This is a genomic window from Streptomyces sp. NPDC102360 (assembly GCF_044766085.1).
Classification (GTDB): domain Bacteria; phylum Actinomycetota; class Actinomycetes; order Streptomycetales; family Streptomycetaceae; genus Streptomyces.
Map to the genome: position 1 here is coordinate 419931 of NZ_JBIWLG010000004.1, position 18209 is coordinate 438139.

Annotated in this window: 22 protein-coding genes and 2 tRNA genes; 14 read left to right on the top strand and 10 right to left on the bottom strand. The window is 70.4% G+C overall.

All coding sequences use genetic code 11. From position 1 onward, the window contains the following. Window positions 1-14: 14 nt before the first annotated feature. The 4 genes from ACIRHA_RS20195 to ACIRHA_RS20210 all read left to right on the top strand — a co-directional run bounded on the left by ACIRHA_RS20195 (window position 15) and on the right by ACIRHA_RS20210 (window position 4135). Complete coding sequence (locus ACIRHA_RS20195) at window positions 15-410, top strand: MaoC family dehydratase (protein WP_267072850.1); 396 nt, start codon at window positions 15-17, stop codon at window positions 408-410. Next, window positions 407-1573: a lipid-transfer protein gene (locus ACIRHA_RS20200; protein WP_403847364.1), complete on the top strand. Its 1167-nt coding sequence runs from the start codon at window positions 407-409 to the stop codon at window positions 1571-1573. Before ACIRHA_RS20195 ends, ACIRHA_RS20200 begins: the two co-directional genes overlap by 4 nt. Window positions 1574-1773: 200 nt before the next feature. Beyond that, window positions 1774-2361, top strand: a complete 588-nt coding sequence (locus tag ACIRHA_RS20205) for a SigE family RNA polymerase sigma factor (RefSeq protein ID WP_403847367.1) — start codon at window positions 1774-1776, stop codon at window positions 2359-2361. A 121-nt stretch (window positions 2362-2482) separates the two neighbouring features. Then, window positions 2483-4135, top strand: a complete 1653-nt coding sequence (locus tag ACIRHA_RS20210; RefSeq protein WP_403847370.1) for a long-chain fatty acid--CoA ligase — start codon at window positions 2483-2485, stop codon at window positions 4133-4135. An 88-nt stretch (window positions 4136-4223) separates the two neighbouring features. Here ACIRHA_RS20210 and ACIRHA_RS20215 read toward each other — a convergent pair whose 3' ends face one another. Both ACIRHA_RS20215 and ACIRHA_RS20220 read right to left on the bottom strand, forming a co-directional pair. Beyond that, window positions 4224-8744, bottom strand: a complete 4521-nt coding sequence (locus ACIRHA_RS20215) for a PAS domain-containing protein (RefSeq protein WP_403847374.1) — start codon at window positions 8742-8744, stop codon at window positions 4224-4226. A 194-nt stretch (window positions 8745-8938) separates the two neighbouring features. Beyond that, window positions 8939-9376, bottom strand: a complete 438-nt coding sequence (locus tag ACIRHA_RS20220) for an SSI family serine proteinase inhibitor (protein ID WP_403847376.1) — start codon at window positions 9374-9376, stop codon at window positions 8939-8941. Window positions 9377-9546: 170 nt separating this feature from the next. Here ACIRHA_RS20220 and ACIRHA_RS20225 point away from each other — a divergent pair. Continuing rightward, window positions 9547-9637 (top strand) — tRNA-Ser (locus ACIRHA_RS20225). Window positions 9638-9699: 62 nt separating this feature from the next. On the opposite strand, the gene ACIRHA_RS20230 is transcribed toward ACIRHA_RS20225, so the two are convergent. Further along, the gene (locus ACIRHA_RS20230) at window positions 9700-9960 is read right to left on the bottom strand and encodes a tyrosine-type recombinase/integrase (protein ID WP_403847379.1); all 261 of its coding nucleotides are present in this window, start codon (window positions 9958-9960) and stop codon (window positions 9700-9702) included. A 19-nt stretch (window positions 9961-9979) separates the two neighbouring features. On the opposite strand from ACIRHA_RS20230, the gene ACIRHA_RS20235 reads away from it, so the two are divergent. The 4 genes from ACIRHA_RS20235 to ACIRHA_RS20250 all read left to right on the top strand — a co-directional run bounded on the left by ACIRHA_RS20235 (window position 9980) and on the right by ACIRHA_RS20250 (window position 11993). Further along, window positions 9980-10219: a hypothetical protein gene (locus ACIRHA_RS20235; protein ID WP_403847382.1), complete on the top strand. Its 240-nt coding sequence runs from the start codon at window positions 9980-9982 to the stop codon at window positions 10217-10219. 132 nt (window positions 10220-10351) lie between these two features. After that, complete coding sequence (locus ACIRHA_RS20240; protein WP_403847385.1) at window positions 10352-10612, top strand: hypothetical protein; 261 nt, start codon at window positions 10352-10354, stop codon at window positions 10610-10612. Beyond that, a complete protein-coding gene (locus ACIRHA_RS20245; RefSeq protein ID WP_403847387.1) occupies window positions 10584-11117 on the top strand; it encodes a DUF6879 family protein in 534 nt (177 codons plus the stop codon). The genes ACIRHA_RS20240 and ACIRHA_RS20245 overlap by 29 nt, the downstream gene beginning before the upstream one ends. Window positions 11118-11144: 27 nt before the next feature. Next, window positions 11145-11993 carry a helix-turn-helix domain-containing protein gene (locus tag ACIRHA_RS20250; protein WP_403847389.1) on the top strand — a complete coding sequence of 283 codons (849 nt, stop codon included), beginning with the start codon at window positions 11145-11147 and terminating at the stop codon, window positions 11991-11993. Between the two features lie 83 nt (window positions 11994-12076). On the opposite strand, the gene ACIRHA_RS20255 is transcribed toward ACIRHA_RS20250, so the two are convergent. Then, window positions 12077-12232 (bottom strand): hypothetical protein, encoded by a 156-nt coding sequence (locus ACIRHA_RS20255; protein ID WP_403847392.1) that lies wholly within the window; start codon window positions 12230-12232, stop codon window positions 12077-12079. A gap of 3 nt (window positions 12233-12235) precedes the next feature. Here ACIRHA_RS20255 and ACIRHA_RS20260 point away from each other — a divergent pair, with 3 nt between their 5' ends. Together ACIRHA_RS20260 and ACIRHA_RS20265 are read left to right on the top strand one after the other, a co-directional pair. Further along, entirely contained in the window at window positions 12236-12739 is a 504-nt protein-coding gene (locus ACIRHA_RS20260) for a hypothetical protein (protein ID WP_403847393.1), read from the top strand. 120 nt (window positions 12740-12859) lie between these two features. Next, on the top strand, window positions 12860-13516 hold the full coding sequence (locus tag ACIRHA_RS20265; protein WP_403847395.1) for a class I SAM-dependent DNA methyltransferase: 657 nt from the start codon (window positions 12860-12862) through the stop codon (window positions 13514-13516). A gap of 70 nt (window positions 13517-13586) precedes the next feature. Here ACIRHA_RS20265 and ACIRHA_RS20270 read toward each other — a convergent pair whose 3' ends face one another. From ACIRHA_RS20270 to ACIRHA_RS20295, 6 genes are read right to left on the bottom strand one after another with little or no spacing between them, the layout of a single operon-like run. Further along, window positions 13587-13937 (bottom strand): hypothetical protein, encoded by a 351-nt coding sequence (locus ACIRHA_RS20270; protein ID WP_403847397.1) that lies wholly within the window; start codon window positions 13935-13937, stop codon window positions 13587-13589. Beyond that, the gene (locus ACIRHA_RS20275; protein ID WP_403847399.1) at window positions 13927-14220 is read right to left on the bottom strand and encodes a hypothetical protein; all 294 of its coding nucleotides are present in this window, start codon (window positions 14218-14220) and stop codon (window positions 13927-13929) included. Before ACIRHA_RS20275 ends, ACIRHA_RS20270 begins: the two co-directional genes overlap by 11 nt. Next, window positions 14213-14404: a hypothetical protein gene (locus ACIRHA_RS20280; protein ID WP_403847401.1), complete on the bottom strand. Its 192-nt coding sequence runs from the start codon at window positions 14402-14404 to the stop codon at window positions 14213-14215. Before ACIRHA_RS20280 ends, ACIRHA_RS20275 begins: the two co-directional genes overlap by 8 nt. After that, the gene (locus tag ACIRHA_RS20285; RefSeq protein WP_403847403.1) at window positions 14401-14622 is read right to left on the bottom strand and encodes a hypothetical protein; all 222 of its coding nucleotides are present in this window, start codon (window positions 14620-14622) and stop codon (window positions 14401-14403) included. Before ACIRHA_RS20285 ends, ACIRHA_RS20280 begins: the two co-directional genes overlap by 4 nt. After that, the gene (locus ACIRHA_RS20290) at window positions 14619-14867 is read right to left on the bottom strand and encodes a hypothetical protein (protein ID WP_403847406.1); all 249 of its coding nucleotides are present in this window, start codon (window positions 14865-14867) and stop codon (window positions 14619-14621) included. Before ACIRHA_RS20290 ends, ACIRHA_RS20285 begins: the two co-directional genes overlap by 4 nt. After that, window positions 14867-14995, bottom strand: a complete 129-nt coding sequence (locus ACIRHA_RS20295; RefSeq protein ID WP_403847408.1) for a hypothetical protein — start codon at window positions 14993-14995, stop codon at window positions 14867-14869. Before ACIRHA_RS20295 ends, ACIRHA_RS20290 begins: the two co-directional genes overlap by 1 nt. Before the next feature lie 816 nt (window positions 14996-15811). Here ACIRHA_RS20295 and ACIRHA_RS20300 point away from each other — a divergent pair. From ACIRHA_RS20300 to ACIRHA_RS20310, 3 genes are all read left to right on the top strand, one after another. Then, window positions 15812-15884, top strand: a tRNA-Arg gene (locus tag ACIRHA_RS20300). An 83-nt stretch (window positions 15885-15967) separates the two neighbouring features. After that, entirely contained in the window at window positions 15968-16861 is an 894-nt protein-coding gene (locus tag ACIRHA_RS20305; protein WP_403847410.1) for a DUF2797 domain-containing protein, read from the top strand. Between the two features lie 409 nt (window positions 16862-17270). Beyond that, entirely contained in the window at window positions 17271-18164 is an 894-nt protein-coding gene (locus ACIRHA_RS20310) for an amidohydrolase family protein (protein ID WP_403847414.1), read from the top strand. Window positions 18165-18209: the final 45 nt, after the last annotated feature.

Here is an 18209-nt window from a genome sequence, read left to right on the forward strand (position 1 = left end):
AGGCCGACAGCGGCATGAAAGCCGGGGACGAGCTGGAGCCCTTGACGATCCCGATCACCCGGACGCTGATCGTCTCCGGGGCCATCGCGTCCCGTGACTACCAAGACGTGCACCACGACGCGGAGTTGGCGCACCAGAAGGGCTCCCCCGACATCTTCATGAACATCCTCACGACGAACGGCCTGGTGGGGCGGTACATCACCGACCACTTCGGCCCTGACGCCGTCCTACGTAAGGTCGCGATACGGCTCGGGGCGCCCAACTATCCGGGCGACACCATGGTGTTGAGCGGCACGATCGCCGAGGTGGAGGGCGACACGGCGCAGGTGAAGGTAGTCGGCAGGAACGGCATCGGCAGTCACGTCACCGGCACCGTCACGGTCGTCGTTCCCGAAGGGAGCGCCGCATGAGCGTGCGCGGAAAGGACCGGCTCGGCGGGAAGGCCGCGATCGTCGGCATCGGTGCCACGGAATTCTCCAAGGACTCCGGCCGCAGCGAGCTGAAGCTCGCGGTGGAGGCCGTGCACGCGGCGCTCGACGACGCAGGCCTGTCCCCGTCCGATGTCGACGGCCTGGTCACCTTCACCATGGACACCAGCCCGGAGATCACCGTGGCGCAGGCCGCGGGCATGGGGGAGCTGTCCTTCTTCTCCCGGGTGCACTACGGAGGCGGCGCGGCCTGCGGCACCGTGCAGCAGGCGGCCCTCGCGGTGGCGAGCGGTGTGGCCGACGTGGTGGTCTGCTACCGGGCGTTCAACGAGCGCTCGGGCAGGCGTTTCGGCTCGGGCGTGCAGCACAGGGAGCCGTCGGCGGAGGGTGCCGCGCTCGGCTGGAACCTCCCCTTCGGGCTGCTCACCCCGGCGTCCTGGGTGGCGATGGCGGCGCAGCGCTATCTGCACACGTACGGGCTGACGCCCGAGGCCTTCGGCCATGTCGCGGTCACCGACCGCAAGTACGCGGCGACGAACCCGGCGGCGTACTTCTACGAGAAGCCGATCACGCTCGCCGACCACGCGGAGTCGCGCTGGATCGTCGATCCGCTGCGGCTGCTCGACTGCTGCCAGGAGACGGACGGTGGGCAGGCGATCGTCGTCACCAGCGTGGAGCGGGCCCGCGATCTGCCGAACCCGCCCGCGGTGATCCGGGCGGCGGCGCAGGGCGCGGGCCGTGCGCAGGAGCAGATGACGAGCTTCTACCGGGACGAGCTGACGGGCCTGCCCGAGATGAGCGTCGTGGCGCGGCAGTTGTGGCGCACGGCCGGGCTCGGTCCCGACGGGATCGACGTGGGTATCCTCTACGACCACTTCACGCCGTTCGTGCTCATGCAGCTGGAGGAGTTCGGCTTCTGCGCGCCGGGCGAGGCGGCCGGATTCGTCGCGGAGGAGCGGCTGCCGCTCAACACCCATGGGGGACAGCTGGGCGAGGCGTATCTGCACGGGATGAACGGCATAGCGGAAGGCGTGCGGCAGGTGCGCGGCACGGCCGTGAACCAGATATCCGGCGCGGCCACCGCCCTGGTCACGGCCGGCACCGGGGTCCCCACCTCGGGTCTGATCCTGGGGTCGGACGGCTGAACCGGGTGCGCCGACCCGTACGCTCGGGAGGCGCCGGGCCCGCCCGCGCGCAGGGGAGTCAGGGCCGTCCCCCAGGGGACGTCACCCCCGACTCCACCTTCAGGAGGTGGGGCCAGCACCCCTCGTACAACCTGAGGCGGACGCCGCTTCGGGACCTCCGGCCGATCCCCGGAAGTAGGGGGCGCTCATAGCGTGGAGCCATGACCGCAACCCTGGTGCCTGTCCGCTCCAGCGCTTCCGAGGCCGCTCCGCGCACCCACGCGGGGCCGCGCCCGGCAACCACCGCGTACTCGGCGTATCCGTCGTTCGCGTCGTACGTCAGGGCGCGCCAGCCGGTGCTGCTGCGCACTGCCCGGTCGTTGACGTCGAACCCGTGCGACGCCGAGGACCTGCTGCAGACCGCGCTCGCGAAGACGTACGTCGCGTGGGACCGGATCGAGGACCACCGGGCGCTCGACGGCTATGTGCGCAGGGCCCTGCTGAACACCCGGACCTCGCAGTGGCGCAAGCGCAAGGTCGACGAGTTCGTCTGCGACGAGCTGCCGGAGCACCGGGAGACGCCGACCGGGGACCCCGCCGAGCAGCAGGCGCTGCACGACGCGATGTGGCGCGCCATCACGAAACTTCCCGCGCGGCAGCGGGCGATGGTCGTCCTGCGCTACTACGAGGACCTGAGCGAGGCCCAGACGGCCCAGGTCCTCGGCGTCTCCATCGGCACCGTGAAGAGCGCGGTGTCGCGCGCGCTCGGCAAGCTCCGCGAGGACCCGGAACTGCGGCACACGGCGTGACCAGCGGTGAATCCTGGGTGATTCGCTGATCGATCATCCCGGGAAGTAGTGACATACCGCCTGGTATGCAGTGAGAATCAGCGGACCCTTACTGCTCCGTAGCGCCCACCGGGAGGACGCCGTGCTGAGCACGATGCAGGACGTACCGCTGACCGTGACCCGCATTCTTCACCACGGCGCGCGGGTGCATGGTTCGTCCCAGATCACCACGTGGACCGGCGAGGCGGAGCCGCACCGCCGCAGCTTCCGCGAAGCCGCCGAGCGCGCGGGCCGGCTCGCGAACGCGCTGCGCGACGAGCTCGGCGTGCGCGAGGACGACCGGGTCGCGACGTTGATGTGGAACAACGCGGAGCACGTCGAGGCGTACTTCGCCGTGCCGTGCATGGGCGCGGTCCTGCACACGCTCAACCTGCGGTTGCCCGCCCAGCAGTTGGCGTGGATCGTGAACCACGCCGCCGACAAGGTCGTCCTCGTCAACGGCTCGCTGCTCCCGATGATCGCCCCGCTGCTCTCGAAGCTTCCGACGGTCGAGCACATCGTGGTGTCCGGGCCCGGCGACCGCTCCGTACTCGACGGTGCCTCCGCGCAGGTGCACGAGTACGAGGAGCTGATCGCGGACCGCCCGACCACGTACGACTGGCCCGAGCTCGACGAACGCCGGGCCGCCGCCATGTGCTACACCTCGGGCACCACGGGCGACCCCAAGGGCGTCGTCTACTCGCACCGCTCCATCTACCTGCACTCCATGCAGGTCAACATGACGCAGTCGATGGGCCTCACGGACGCGGACACCTCGCTCGTCGTCGTCCCCCAGTTCCACGTCAACGCCTGGGGCCTGCCGCATGCCACGTTCATGACCGGCGTGAACATGCTGATGCCGGACCGCTTCCTGCAGCCCGCGCCGCTCGCCGAGATGATCGAGTCCGAGCGCCCCACGCACGCCGCCGCCGTCCCCACCATCTGGCAGGGCCTGCTCGCCGAGCTCACCGCCAAGCCGCGCGACGTCTCCACGCTCACGCAGGTCACCATCGGCGGGGCGGCCTGTCCGCCCTCGCTGATGAAGGCGTTCGACGACCTGGGCATGCGGGTCTGTCACGCCTGGGGCATGACGGAGACGTCCCCGCTCGGCACGGTCGCCCGTCCCCCGGCCAGCGCCGCGCCGGGCAGCGAGGAGGAGTTCGCGTACCGGCTCACGCAGGGCCGCTTCCCGGCCGGCGTCGAGGGGCGGCTCACCGGCCCCGGCGGCGAGGAGCTGCCCTGGGACGGCGAGTCCGCGGGCGAGCTGGAGGTGCGCGGTCCCTGGATCGCGGGCGCGTACTACGCGGGCGCGGGCAATGAACCGATGCGCCCTGAGGACAAGTTCAGCGAGGACGGCTGGCTGAAGACCGGCGACGTCGGCACCATCAGCCCCGACGGATTCCTCACGCTCACCGACCGCGCCAAGGACGTCATCAAGTCCGGCGGTGAGTGGATCTCCAGCGTCGACCTGGAGAACGCGCTGATGTCCCACCCGGACGTCGCCGAGGCCGCGGTCGTCGCCGTTCCCGACGACAAGTGGGGCGAACGACCGCTCGCCACGGTGGTGTTGAAGGAGGGAGCGAGCGCCGACTTCGAGACGCTGCGTTCGTTCCTCGCCGAGAAGGTCGCCAAGTGGCAGCTGCCGGAGCGCTGGACGATCGTCCCCGCGGTCCCGAAGACCAGCGTCGGCAAGTTCGACAAGAAGGTGCTGCGCAAGCAGTACGCCGAGGGGGACCTGGACGTCACCAGGCTGTGACGGCCTGTTTCACGTGAAACGGGGGCGGCCCGAAAGGGCCGCCCCCGTACGCGTGTTGAGGCTCAGGGGTCGAGGCTCAGAGGCTGGATCAGTTCGTGCCGATCTTCGCCAGTACGTCCACGATCCGGCCCTGCACCTCGGTGCTCGTCGAACGCTCCGCCAGGAACAGCACTGTCTCCCCCGCCGCGAGCCGCGGCAGTTCGGCGGGTTCCACGGCGGCCGTGTAGACGACCAGCGGAGTACGGTTCAACTGCCCGTTCGCGCGCAGCCAGTCGATGATGCCGGCCTGCCGACGACGTACCTGCAGCAGATCCATGACCACGAGGTTCGGCCGCAGCTCGGACGCGATGGCCACCGCGTCGGCGTCGTTCGCGGCCCGCTCGACCTGCATCCCGCGCCGTTCCAGGGTCGCGGTCAGGGCGAGCGCGATCTCCTCGTGCTCCTCGATCAGCAGCACTCGCGGCGGGTGCTGCTCGCTGTCCCGAGGGGCGAGCGCCTTGAGCAGCACGGCGGGGTCGGCGCCGTACGCGGCCTCGCGCGTCGCCTGTCCGAGGCCCGCGGTCACCAGGACCGGAACCTCGGCCGCGACCGCCGCCTGGCGCAGCGACTGCAACGCGGTCCGCGTGATCGGCCCGGTCAGCGGGTCCACGAACAGCGCGGCGGGGAACGCCGCGATCTGCGCGTCGACCTCCTCACGGGAGTGCACGGTCACCGGGCGGTAGCCGCGCTCGCTGAGCGCCTGCTGCGTCGCCACGTCCGGCGCGGGCCAGACGAGGAGCCGGCGCGGATTGTCGAGCGGCTCGGGCGGCAACTCGTCGTCCATCGGCATCGGCTGCGGCCGGTTCGCGACCTCCACGGCGCCGCCGGGGCCGTCCAGCGGCTCCGGGCCCTCGACGCCGTCCTGGTCGGGTGCGCCGATCGCGTACGCGCGGCCACTGCCTTCGGAGGCGTTCGGCGACAGCAGCGGCTGCGGATGCGGCCGGGCCTGCGTGCCCTGCGGGGGCGTGCCGGGAGCGGTGCCCTGGGGCGGGGCGCCCTGGTTGTTCTGCACCGGGGGCTGCGGGGTGCTGCCGGTGTCCGGCTGCTCCTTGCGGGCGTCCTGGCGGTTCTCCTGCCGGTTCTCCTGCCGGTTCTCCTGGCGGTTCTCCTGACGGTTGGACAGCTTGCGACGCCGTCCGGAACCGCCGAGGGTGCCGGAGCCGCCGAGCGTCCCCGAACCACCCTGCGTCTGGCCCTGCGCAGGGCTCTGCTGCGGCGCGGCGTTCGGCCGCGGCGGGGCCTGCGGAGGCAGCGGCTGGACCGGCGGCTGCGGACGACGCTGCTGCGAGGCGACCTGGCGCCCGAACGGCACGCCCTGCCCCAGCGTCCGCACGCTGAACGCCCGCCCCTGCGTCGAGTTCGTGTCACCGGAAGGGGCCTGGTCCTGAGCCTGAGCCTGGGGCTTCGGGGCCTCGGCGGGCAGTGGCTGGGCTGCTGCGGCGGCGGCCGGGGCGCTTTCGGCCGGGGCCGTCGGGGCGCTTTCCGGTTCGTCGGCAGGGGCGGTTTGCGGCTGTGCGGCCGACTGCGCCCCCGGCTGTGCAGCCGATTCGGGTTCCGGCTGGGGTTCGGGCTGCGCAGTCGGCTGGGGCCCTGCCTGCTTCGCGGCCTGGACCGGGGCCTGAGCTTGAGCCTGGTCCTGGTTCTGGGCCTGGCCCTGGTCCTGGCCCACCGCCAGTTCCTCCGGCACGCTGACCGGCTCGCTAACCGGCTCGCTGACCGGCATGCTCTCCGGCGGCAGCGCGGCGCCCGCGCCACCCGCCGTGGGCGTGCCCAGGGCGGGAGTGGGCTGGGCCGGATGCGGCTGCGGTGGCGTGTGGCCCTCGGCCGGGTGCGCCTCGGCGGTGTCGTGCTGGTGCGCCTCGTCCGGCAACGGACGGGGCTGCGGCTGCGCGCCGCTTTCCTGCGGTACGTCACTGGGGGCGGGCTGCCCACCGGGCTGCGCCTCGGCCCGCGCCTCGGCCTCCGCCTTGGCCTCCGCCCGGAATTCCGGCGTGCGGTCGGCCTCGGCGGGCGGCAGCGCGAACACCTCGCGCGGACCCGCCTGCTGCTCCTTCGTCTGCTGCCCACGTGCGGGAGCGCCCTGCGCGTCCTGTGCCGGCTGCGCGCTGCCGAGCGCACGCCGGGCCCGCCGCCCGGACGGCTGTGCGGCACCAGCACCGGCACCGGCCAACTCCAGCTCGCCCTGAGCCGGTTCGGCACCCTGCTCGTCGTCGGGGGTGGACCCGGAGGGCAGTGCGGGCAGAGCGGCCTGCTCCTGATGCCCGCCACGCCGGGCCCTGCGCCCGGTCGGCGAGGGCACGCCCTGCGGCGGCACCGTTTCACCCAACGCCGGGGAGGCCGTCTCGTGTTCGGCCGAGGTCACCACGGCGCCCTGGGCAGCAGCCTCTTCCGGGGCCGGTCGTCCGCGCCTGCGGCCCGTACCGCTGGAGGGAGTCGATGCCGGCTCCCCGCCACCGGAGACGCTGCTCTCCAGGAACGCGTCCGTCGAGGGCCCGGCGGCCCGCCGCGCCCTGCGGCGCCTGCTGCCACCACCGGTGGCCTGCGCGGGAAGGTTCGGGTTCGCCTCGGCGGAGGCGTCCTGCGAATCGGTGGCTTCGGAACCCTCGACGGAGACATTGGCGGGCACACCGCCGGGAGCCTCATCGGGCCCCGCCTCCTGATCGAGAACACCGCCGAGACCGTGAGCGCCTCCGGCACCGGGAGCGACCCCGCCCTTGGGTACGACCCCGCCCTCGGGTACGACCCCGGCCTCGGGGACGACTCCGCCCTCGGGGACGACCCCGGCCCCCGTCCCGATCGGTACTTCGAGGACGTACGCGCTGCCGCTCATCCCTGGCATCTCGTGCGTCTGCAGCACACCGCCATGAGCCCGCACGATGCCGTGCACGATCGGCTCGTGCACCGGGTCACCGCCCGAGTAGGGACCGCGCACCTCGATGCGTACATTCGCGCCCCGCTGCGCGGCGGCCACGACGACGGTCGAGTCGACGTACCCGGAAGCGGCGGGCACCCGGGCATTGCCGGTCGCGTCGATCCCGGCGACGTCGGCGATCAGATGCGCGAGCGCGGTCGCGAGCCGACCCGCGTCCACCTCGGCCTCGATCGGCGGCGCGTGCACGGCGAACTGCACCCGGCCCGGCCCGATCAGCTCGACGGCCCCGTCGACACCGGCGGCCACGACGGCGTCGAACATGACGTTCGTACGCGAGAGCAGGGAACCGCCCTCGTCCAAGGTCTGATAGGCCAGCACGTTGTCGACGAGCGTCGTCATGCGCGAGTACCCGGCGGCCAGGTGGTGCAGCACCTGGTTGGCCTCGGGCCACAGTTGGCCGGCGTCGTCGGCAGCGAGCTGGCTCAGCTCGCGGCGCAGCTCGTCCAACGGCCCGCGCAGCGATTGCCCGAGCACGGCGAGCAGCTGCGTGTGCCGGGCGGCCAGGGCCTCGTAACGGTCCTTCTCGCGCTCCGCGAGCGCGGCGCCCCGCTCCTTCTCGGCGGACAGCTCCTCGGCGTGCTGCTCGCGAAGCGCGGCGAGTTCACCGGTCAGCGCCTCGCGCACGGACGTGAGCTCGGAGCCCAGCTCCTCGCGTACGGACGTCAGCTCGGAGCCCAGCTCCTCGCGCACCCGCGCCAGCTCGGCCGCGCCCTCTTCACCGACCCGCCGCAGCTCGGCGGCGTGCTCCTCGCGCTCCCGCTCGGCGGCCTCGTCGCGCCGGGCGATCTCCTCGGCGTGCTCGACGGCCTGCTTCTCGGCAGAACGGCGGTCGGCGAACGTCATGACGGCGCCGACCAGTTGGTCCCCGTCGCGCACCGGAGCCGTCGTCATGTCGACGGGCACCTTCGCGCCGTTCTTGGCCCACAGCACCTGTCCGCGCACCCGGTGCTTGCGACCGGAGCGCAGCGTGTCCGCGAGCGGGGACTCCTCGTACGGGAACGGTTCACCGTCCGGACGCGAGTGCAGGATGAGCGGATGCAGCTCCTGCCCGCCCAGATCGCTGGCCCGGAAGCCCAGGATCTGCGCGGCGGCAGGGTTGACGAGCACGATCCGCCCGTCGGTGTCGGTGCCCACGACACCCTCGGACGCGGCGCGCAGGATCATCTCGGTCTGCCGCTGCGACCGGGCCAGTTCGGCCTCGGTGTCGACGGCCCCCGACAGGTCCCGTACGACGAGCATGAGCAGCTCGGAGCCGCTGTAGCTCTGGCCGCCACCGGTGCCGTACGGATCCACCGCTTCCCGCGCGCCGTCGGCGAGATTGGCGGAGGTCACCTCGACGGGGAACTCGACGGCGTCGGTCCGCCGCGCGGTCATCCGCGTCGGCTTGGTCCGCCCGCGTTCGTCGGTCACGGTGTCGGGCCGGCGCATGGAGCCGGGGATCAGCCGTGAGTCGAACTCGGGCAGGAGGTCGAGCAGGCCGCGCCCCACAAGTGCCGTGCCCGGGGCCTCGAAGGACTCCAGGGCAATGGAGTTGGCATTGACCACGGTTCCGTTGGTGTTGACGAGCAACAACCCGTCCGGAAGCGCGTCAAGTATGGCTGCGAGGCGAGCAGCGCCTCGGGATGGCCTGCTGCTCACGACGACGGTTCCTCCCTGATTACTGCGACTTGCCGACCGCGTAGACCACTCTGCTGCGTGGTCCACGGCGTATCACGGGAGGGAGTCTACGGGCAGAGGTTGAACTCGAGGCGCCGGATGCGACGGAGCCCACGTAGAGGATGTGGGGATCCGGGGCGGGCCGAGTCACGACCCTGTGACCGTGGGACCGAGGGTCACGGCCCGGTCGCAGGCAGCACGGGCTCGAGCTGCTGCCAACGCGTGATCTCGCATCCGTTGCTCAACGCATAGGAGGAGTCGACGGCGCGCCCGTGCCAGTTCCCCGTGACGCGGGCGGTGGCATCGCCCCCGTACTGCATGGTGCAGCGCGCGTCGGAGGCGACCGGAACGAACGGGTCCACGCCCTGCGCCTCCAGCTCGTCGAGCCGACCGCAGGCCGCGGCGGGGTCCGAGTGCGTCCCGCCCACGGGCGAGCACTCCAGCTCGTACGTCCCGTCGCTGCCGTTGTCCGAGTCGGCGACGGTGACGGTCAGGTGGTCGGGCCCGAGCCCGCTGCCCGCGTCCGCGTGTGCGGCGACGGGGCTGGCCGCGAGGAGGGCGAGCGGGCCGACGACGGTCGCGACGGAGCCGAGGAGCCGGGAAGAGATGCGCATGAACATGCCGTGCTCAACGCCCGTACCCACCCCGACGTTGCGGCCCGACACCCAGGCTTTGCCCTGTGGCCTGCCCTCCTAGTACCGTGGGGGGCGATTGGTGACGCGGCGCTCAGCTGTGTCATCATCTGCACGCACCCACTCGCGCATCCGCGAGAGGGAGCTGCGCTGGAGGCGTCGCCTAGTCCGGTCTATGGCGCCGCACTGCTAATGCGGTTTGGGGTTTACCCCCCATCGAGGGTTCAAATCCCTCCGCCTCCGCCCTCTGACCAGGGAGTTCATGTCATACGGCATGGGCTCCCTGAGTCGTTTCCGGAGCGAATTCACAGCCCAGATGGCACGCTGATGGCACCAACGGCTCCGGAGCGTCCCATCCGGGGAATGAACGCCGAGATTTTCCGTGCCGCGTCCTGTGCCATTTCTTCGGCGACGACCGCGTACACGTCCTTCGTGAATGCCACGGAGGTGTGACCGAGTACCTCGGAAACGAACTTGTCGTCGACCCCGGCCGCGATGAGCATCGTCGCCGCGCCGTGGCGCAGATCGTGGAAGCGGACGGGTGGCAACGGCGCCCGTACTGCCACGCGCACAGCGTCCTCGGTCGTGCGGTACTTCCTGGCTATCCGTCCGGCGGACCACCCTTCCGCCGCCCGAACGCGGATGTTCCCGTACCGCTCGATCAAGATCCGGAACCGGCTCAACGAACTCGGCGAGCTGATCCTTCTCACCGATCCTTGCGGCGAATGCTCTCCCATATGGGGAGACGACTGCGGCGCGTGCGACGACCTCTTCCGCGTCGAGGCTGTGAAGCTCTTGGCGGCGTTGAAGGCGGGGGACCGTTGAGGCACCTCCATCCGCCGCGAGCTTGGTGTGGCTGGATCTGACCTGTGCCACTCCGCATGCCCTTGACCGTCCTCGCCCCGCTGGGCAATCGTCGTGCAACGCGATGCAATCGGCTGGACTCCGGAGGCGGTCATGGCATTACGGTTCATCGGGATTGATCCAGAAACCGGCCAGCAGGGTTCGCCAACGGTGTGGGTCGACGAGGAAAGCGCAGAGCTGGTGTTCCAGGGCTGGAAGCCCAGCATCGAGCTGGAGGCCGAGTGCGCGGCGACCGAAGTTCCCGGCCACGCCAAAGGGATTCCGGACCATGAGGCCGTCGTACGGGTCCCGGCCCGCATGGTGTCGATGATCAGGGAGGCGTGCGATGTCGCAGAGCGACGAGCCGGGCTTTGAGGAACTGCTCGCCGGCGCCCACCGCTCCGCATGCCACCTGGAGATGCGCGACGTGTACGGGGTGGGCGACGAGACGGCCGACTTCGAGCACTGGAAGCGCACCGGCGAGCGCGACACGGACCCCACCTCGGCGTACTGGACACCATGGGTCGACCTGGTCAGCTGCACGGTCGCACGCGGAGTAGCCATGCGCCGGGCCCGCATCGTCTCCGAGCCCGTCACCGACTACATCGGCTACGAGCACGCCGGAGCGACGGTCAACATCCATGCCGGTGAAGACGTGCGGTGGCTGCCCCGGAGGCTCGCCTCGGACATCTCCCTGCCGGGCAATGACTTCTGGCTCTTCGACCGCACCGCGGTGCTGTTCAACCACTTCTCCGGCGACGGGAACTGGGCCGAGCCGAAGTGGGAGGTGCGCACCGAGCCGGCCGTCGTTCAATTGGCCGCGAGCGCCTTCGAGGCGGTGTGGGAGCGCGGCATCCCGCACGAGAAGTACACGATCTGACCAGCGCGACCGAAGAGCCAGCCACCTATGACCGCCTCCCCTTCATCCGCAGCTCAGGCCGCCCGTGAACGCCTCGCGGTACGGCTGCGGGACATCCGCAGGGATGCCGGTCTGTCAGGTGGGGAGCTGGCTCTTCGGTGCGGGTGGAGCCCGTCGAAGCGATCCCGGATCGAGAACGCCAAGACCCCGCCCTCGGACGCGGACGTACGGGACTGGTGCACGGCGTGCGGCGCCGAGGACCAGGCCGCGGACCTGGTCGCCGCCAACCGCCAGGCCGACCAGATGTACGTGCACTGGAAGAAGCTGCACCTGCACGGCATGCGTCGTGCGCAGGACGAGGTACTTCCCCTGTACGCCGGCACCCGACGCTTCCGGATCTACTGCTCCAACGTGGTGCCGGGCATCCTCCAGACCGAGGCCTACGCGACCGCGCTGCTGTCGACGATCGCCCGCTTCCAAGGGACGCCGGACGACGCCTCGGAGGCCGCCGCCTCCCGCATCGAGCGCTCCGGCGTCCTGCACGAGGGAGACCACCAGTTCGCGTTCCTCCTCGAAGAGACGGTGCTCCGCTACCGCATCGGATCGCCGGACACGATGGCCTCCCAGCTGGGCTATCTCCTGGCCGTCATGGCGCTGCCGAACGTCAGCCTCGGCGTCATCCCGTTTGACGCCGAACGCCGCATGTGGCCGTTGGAAGCCTTCTACATCTTCGACGACCGCCAGGTGAGTTCAGAGCTGCTGACGGCCGCCGTGAACGTCACCGCGCCCGGCGAGGTCACCACCTACGCCAAGGCGTTCGCCGAGATGAGCAAGAACGCCACTTATGGGGCCCGCGCCCGCACCCTGATCACGGACGCGATCAACACCTTCGGGTAATCCGCATGCAAGACCGTGCAACAACGTGGTGCGCCCTTCCCGGCCACTTCTAGCGTCATGGATATGGCGATCAGCATCAGCGTCTACACGATCCACGCCGACGGCACCCGCACCGCGCCGCGCACCTTGTACACGGGCGAGGGCGGCCCACCGTTGACGTCGAGCATGCTGCCGATCTGCCGGTGCCACCGCTGCAAGGCCTCCGCCGCAGCGTCCTCCAGCAGGAGAAGGGACCGCACGACGTGACCACAGCCCTTGAACCCCGCACCACACCCTCGCGCACCCGAGACCCGCGTGAACTCCTCAACGCGGTACAGCAGCACGTGAAGCACCTGCCCATCAACGTCTTCGACAACGGCATGACGCTCTGGGACCGCGAGATCGCCCTGCTGCTCCGCGACAACGAGATGGTGCGCGACATGGCCGAGCGCATCCTCGGCAACGCCGTGATGTACATGATCACAGCGATCGAGCGTCCCGACTGGCACCTCGGCGTCGGCAAGCTCGTCGACAAGGGCGTCCACCAGATCTATCTGGACACCCCGGTTCTCTTCGCCTTCTTCAACGCCTACAACGACGGCGAGTTCAAGCACCACGCGCCATTCATCCAACGCCGCCGCGACGGCATCGTGCTGCGCACCGCCGACATGCTGCGCGACAACGGCTTCACCCCCGACGAGGAGCTGTGGGCCGTGGACGGCGCCAACTGCTCGCCCTGTGACGACAAGGTTCCCGACTCCCACTGATCGCCTTGACCCGCTTCGCGGAGGCCGCGAACCCCTCGCCGAGCCCTCAACTCGACCGAGGCACCGGCCTCCGCAAGGTGGGACCCACCCCACCCCGCCACGTCACCAAGGAAGTCCTCGTTGCCTGCACACCACAACATCGCCGCCGAACGCGAACTCTGGGACACCTACGCCGAGAGCGCCTTCAAGCCCGACGCCGAACCGGTCTTCTGCTGGACCCAGTACGCCGGCCACGGGCCCGGCCCCGAACTCCTCGGCACTCCGGCCACTGTCCTGGAGATCGGGTGCGGCACCGGCCGCGCCCTCGCCCATCTCGCCGAACAAGGCGTGAAGGCCACCGGCGTGGACCTGTCCCCGGTCATGGTCGACAAGGCTCGTGAACGCTGGCAGGCAAGCGGCGCCCGGATCGAATGCGCCGAGGTCCTCGACTACCTCGCAGAGACAACCGACACGTACGACGCCGTGTACTCCATCTTCGGCGCGGCCTGGTTCACCGACCCCGCCCGCCTCTTTCCCCTCGTCGCGCAACGCCTCAACCCCGGCGGGGCGTTCGTGTTCTCGCAGCCTCCCGCGATCCCCGGCGCGTACGGACCACAGGGCATGTACAAGGGCGGCTTCGCCGGGCCGGCCCTGTTCACGTACCGGTACAGCCACACCCCAGAGACCTGGGAGGAACTGCTTCGGGCCGCCGGATTCACCGAGGCACAGGCCAGCGTGCTCGACGCCCCGCAGCAGGGCTACATCGGAACCTTGATCGTCCGGGCCATCCGCAGGTGATCACACTCAGCCCCGGTCTGAGCCGGACCGCCGTCCTGCCGGTTCGTGTAGAAGCGGTAGGCCTGCCCGGCTACCAGTTCATGTGGCGGGGCAGGGTGCACTTCCCGCCGGAGTCCATCGAGGGACAGTCGTCGTCGCCGATCGCGATGACGAGCCCCCCGCACAGAGCCAGCACGACGAGCACGACCACCAGGCCGGTACGGGTGACCATGAACCGGCTGACCCGTGTGCCGGTGCGGCCGAGCCGCTTGTCGCGGGACACCGTGGCCCGCCGCAGGTTCCAGGCCCCGCAGACGGCGACCGTAACGGCGCCGAAGGCGGCCGACACCCAGCCGTCGCGGAAGAGGCCCTGCGCGACCCAGGCGACCATGCCGCCGAAGACGCCCGCGTACATGATCCGGACCAGAACGCTAATGATCATCGTCGTCCTCGGGGTACGGCTCGGGCACGAAGCGCTCTACGCGCGGCCAGAGCCGGGAGCCGAGCCAGCACCCACCGGCCAGCACGAGCGCCCCGACCGCGAGCGTCAGCCAGTTCGTGTGCCACAGAGCCTGTACGGCGGCCCCGACGGCGACCGCGAGGACGACGGCGAAGACGTAGATGAAGCAGCCGCTCACGCAGCCCAGGGCTTCCGCACGGGCTTCCTCACGGTCTTCCGTCGAGGAGAGCCTGATTGGCCCTATCGGCCCCATGGGGCTACTCATCGTCGTTCTCCTTCTGCTTGTCGGCCCGGTGGGCCTTCCACCAGTCGCGCACAGTGTGGAAGGCGGTGATCGTCACCCCGTAGACGAGGGCCCTGGCCCAGTCGCCGCCGATGAGGCCGAGAGCGCCGAAGACGACCACAGAGGCGGCGGCGTACTCCACGAGGTTCCGCACAGTCCTATTCATCGCCGCCGCCGTCCCGAGCGGTAGAGGCGAACGGCCTCTCGGATGTCGTTGATGATGAGCACGAGAAAGACGGCGCACACGGCGCCCACGACGGCGCATATCCACACCGGCACGGTCCAGCCGACGTCGCTGCCGCCCAGGCCGCCGCCGACCCCGCCCGCTGCGGCGCTGCCACCGGCGGCGGGTATAGCCCCGAGCCTCTTCAGCCGCTTCATCATCGCCGCCTCCGTATCTCGCGCTGCACGAGCAGGTCGAGGCGCTCCAGCTCGGCCTGGCGCCGGGCGAGGCGTTTGCGGCGCTTCTCGCACAGCTTCCAGACCAGGGTGCCGAAGAGGAAGGCGCCGAAAGCCAGCCGCCATGCGCGGCTCCAAACCGAGTAGCCCGGCTCCGTCGCGGCGGAGACGGTGATGACGGTCAGCCCGCCCCAAGCAAAGACGTCCACCCACTTGTCCAAGCGCGGCATCACTTGCGCCCCCTGAAGAGGTAGACGGCGAAGCCGACCGTGATGGCGGACGCGATGATCGCGACGACCATCCCTTCGTCGTGCGGCATGGTGGCCCACCAGGGGATGCCGTCCGCCAGGGCGATCACTTGCGCCCCCGGAAGCGATACCAGGCGACGATGGCGATCAAGGCGGCCACCGCGATGACGAGGGTCTCCCACGAGCCGCCCGTCGGCTGCACTGGGCCGGTACATGTTGCTCCGCTTCGTAAGCCCCCCGGCTGTCGGTGTGCCCGGGGGACGCTAGGCGGCAGGTCAGGGCCTACGGAAATGGATCATGGGGGTTCGTTACGGGTTTCACATCGTTTGGGCTAGGTCAGCGTGCGGCTCGGGAGGCCGGGTGCGAGAGCGCTGGGCACACTGACCTTCTGGTTCGCAAGCGGGGAAACGAGAACGTCAGCGATGCGGGGGCCGCCGACCGTTCAGACGCTGGCTGCCCCTAGTTGCGGAGGAGAGGTAACGCGCTACGGCACTCCGTCTGAACGGGCCGGACCGTCGATGGTGACGTGCTTCGTGATGGCACCAACTGGCACAGCCACCCTTGGTCGCGAGCCACCGAGGTGGGGCAGCCCCTTTGAATGACCTGCGATGACGCACCCAGAGGAGTCACCCCCCGTCGTCGTTCGACGAGGGGCAACACACTGCTAATGCGGTTTGGGGTTTACCCCCCCCATCGAGGGTTCAAATCCCTCCGCCTCCGCAGCAAGATCCGAAGCCCCGGTCCTCAGGACCGGGGCTTCGGTGCTTTCCGGCTGTGGTCGCCGACTGCCTCGCAGCGCGTTTTCGCAGGTCAGGCCGGGTGGGGCAATCGGATTTCACATGGCGGCGGCAGTCATGTAATGTTCTTCTTGTCGCCGGGACGGGCCGAAAGGCCGGGAACGGAGACAACAAAAAAAGAAAAATCAAGCACTCGTAGCTTAACGGATAGAGCATCTGACTACGGATCAGAAGGTTGCAGGTTCGAATCCTGCCGAGTGCACACAGGTAAGAGGCCCCGGACGAATAGTCCGGGGCCTCTTGCGTTTCCGGGCGTTGTCAGTGGTGTGCGTCATCCTGGCTCGTATGACGTGGTGGTGCACCGGAATGCGGTGGCGTGGGGGCGGGCCGGTCTTCGGGTGGGTGGGGGACGGCGGGAGCGAGCGGGAGAGCGGGGTGCGGTTCGGGGAGAGCGTCGCGTTTCGGGTCGGTGGGGAGCGGCGGTGTCTCGGGGTGTGGCGGTCGGGGCGGTGGACCGTCTGTCCCGGGCGGGACGCCGTGCCGGTGCGGGGGACGCGGGCGCAGTGCGCGGAGTGTGCGGCGATCGACCGGTCGCGGTCCGTGGCCGCGGACACCATCGCCGATGACCCGCGGCCGTACCACGTGTATTTGGCGTGGTTCGGGGACGGGCTCGTGAAGGTGGGGATCACGGGCACTCGGAGGGGGCCCGACCGGCTGCTTGAGCAGGGGGCCGTTGCCTTTACGTGGCTGGGGCGGGGGCCCTTGATGGCGGCCCGGCGGGCCGAGGAGCTGCTGCGGGTGGCGCTCGGGGTGCCGGACCGGATTCCGTACGAGCGCAAGCGCGCGGTGCGGGGCGGGCTGCCGGGGATCGAGGAGCGGGGCGCCGAGTTGGTGCGGGCGCATGGCGTCGCGGCGGGGCTCGATCAGTGGCCCGAGTCGTTGGAGCGGCTGCCGTGCCAGGTGGTGGATCACGGGGAGGTCTTCGGGCTCGGCGGGATCGATCGGGTCGACGCCGTCGTGAGCGGGCTCGGTGAAGGGGCCGTCGTCGCGGGGCGGGTGGCCGCTGCCGCCGGGCCCGATCTGCATCTCGTGGAGGCCGGCGGTGAGCGGCGGCTCGTCGTCGATACGCGGGTGCTCGCCGGATGGCCGTTGGAGCGGGTGCCGGAGGGCACGGGCGGGGCCGGGGAGGCGAGGCTCGCGGTGCGGGAGGTTCCGGGGGTGCAGGGTGGGCTCTTCTAGTCGGTCGACCCGTGCTCTTCTCCCATGCAGCGGAACGAGGGATCGTATGGACATGAGTGATCACGTCGATGCGACTGACGGGCCGGCGGTCCGGCCGCTGCCCGCCTTCGAACCGCCCTATTACGTCGTGGTGTTCAGCTCCGTGCGGACCCCGGGCGACCGTGGCTACGGGGAGGCCGCCGACCGGATGGACGAGCTGGTCAAGGAGATACCGGGGTACCTGGGGCACGAGTCCGCGCGCAATCCCGGTGGGCTCGGGATCACCGTCTCGTACTTCCGCGACTCCGCCGCCATGAGCAGTGGCGGTCCGTCGGTGAGCATCGAGCCGTGCAGAAGCAGGGCCGCGCCGAGTGGTACGAGCGGTACACCGTGCACGTCGCCAAGGTCGAGCGCAGTCAGGAGTTCGAGCGTGAGTAGCGTGGAGAGCGGGACCGAGGCCCAGCAGGTCGCCGCGTTCCTCGACCGGTACCGGCTGCCAGGACTCGTCGATGTGCACACGCACTTCATGCCCGAGCGTGTGCTGCGCAAGGTCTGGGCGTACTTCGATTCCGCCGGGCCGCTGGTCGGCACCGAGTGGCCGATCACGTACCGCGAGGAGGAGAGCGAGCGGCTGGCCCGGCTGCGGGAGTTCCGCGTCGAGGCCTTTACGTCGATGCTGTACCCGCACAAGGCGGGCATGGCGCGCTGGCTGAACGAGTGGGCGGCCGACTTCGCCGCCCGCACGCCCGACTGTCTGCACACCGCCACGTTCTTCCCCGAGCCGGGCGTCGAGGCGTATGTGCGCGAGGCGCTGGACGCGGGGGCGCGGGTGTTCAAGGCGCATGTGCAGGTGGGGGCCTATGACCCGAACGACCCGTTGCTCGACCCCGTGTGGGGGCTGCTCGCCGAGGCGGGGGTGCCGATCGTGGCGCACTGCGGGTCCGGGCCCGCGCCCGGAAAGCACACCGGGCCCGAGCCGATCGCGCGGCTGCTCGCCCGGCACCCGCGGTTGCCGCTGGTCGTCGCGCACATGGGGATGCCCGAGTACACCGACTTCCTCGCGCTCGCCGAGCGGTATGCGCGGGTGCGGCTCGATACGACCATGGCGTTCACCGACTTCGTCGAGCGGCACACCCCGTTCCCCAGGGACGAGTTGGGCCGGCTCGCCGATCTCGGGGACCGGGTGCTGCTCGGCAGCGACTTCCCGAACATCCCGTATCCGTACCTGCACCAGCTGGAGGCCATCGAGCGGCTCGGGCTCGGGGACGACTGGGTGCGGGCCGTGTGCAGGGAGAACGCCGTCGCGCTGTTCGAGCTTGCGTGAGCAGGTCTCATAGAACGGAGGGAATCGGGCAGAGGTCAAACGTGG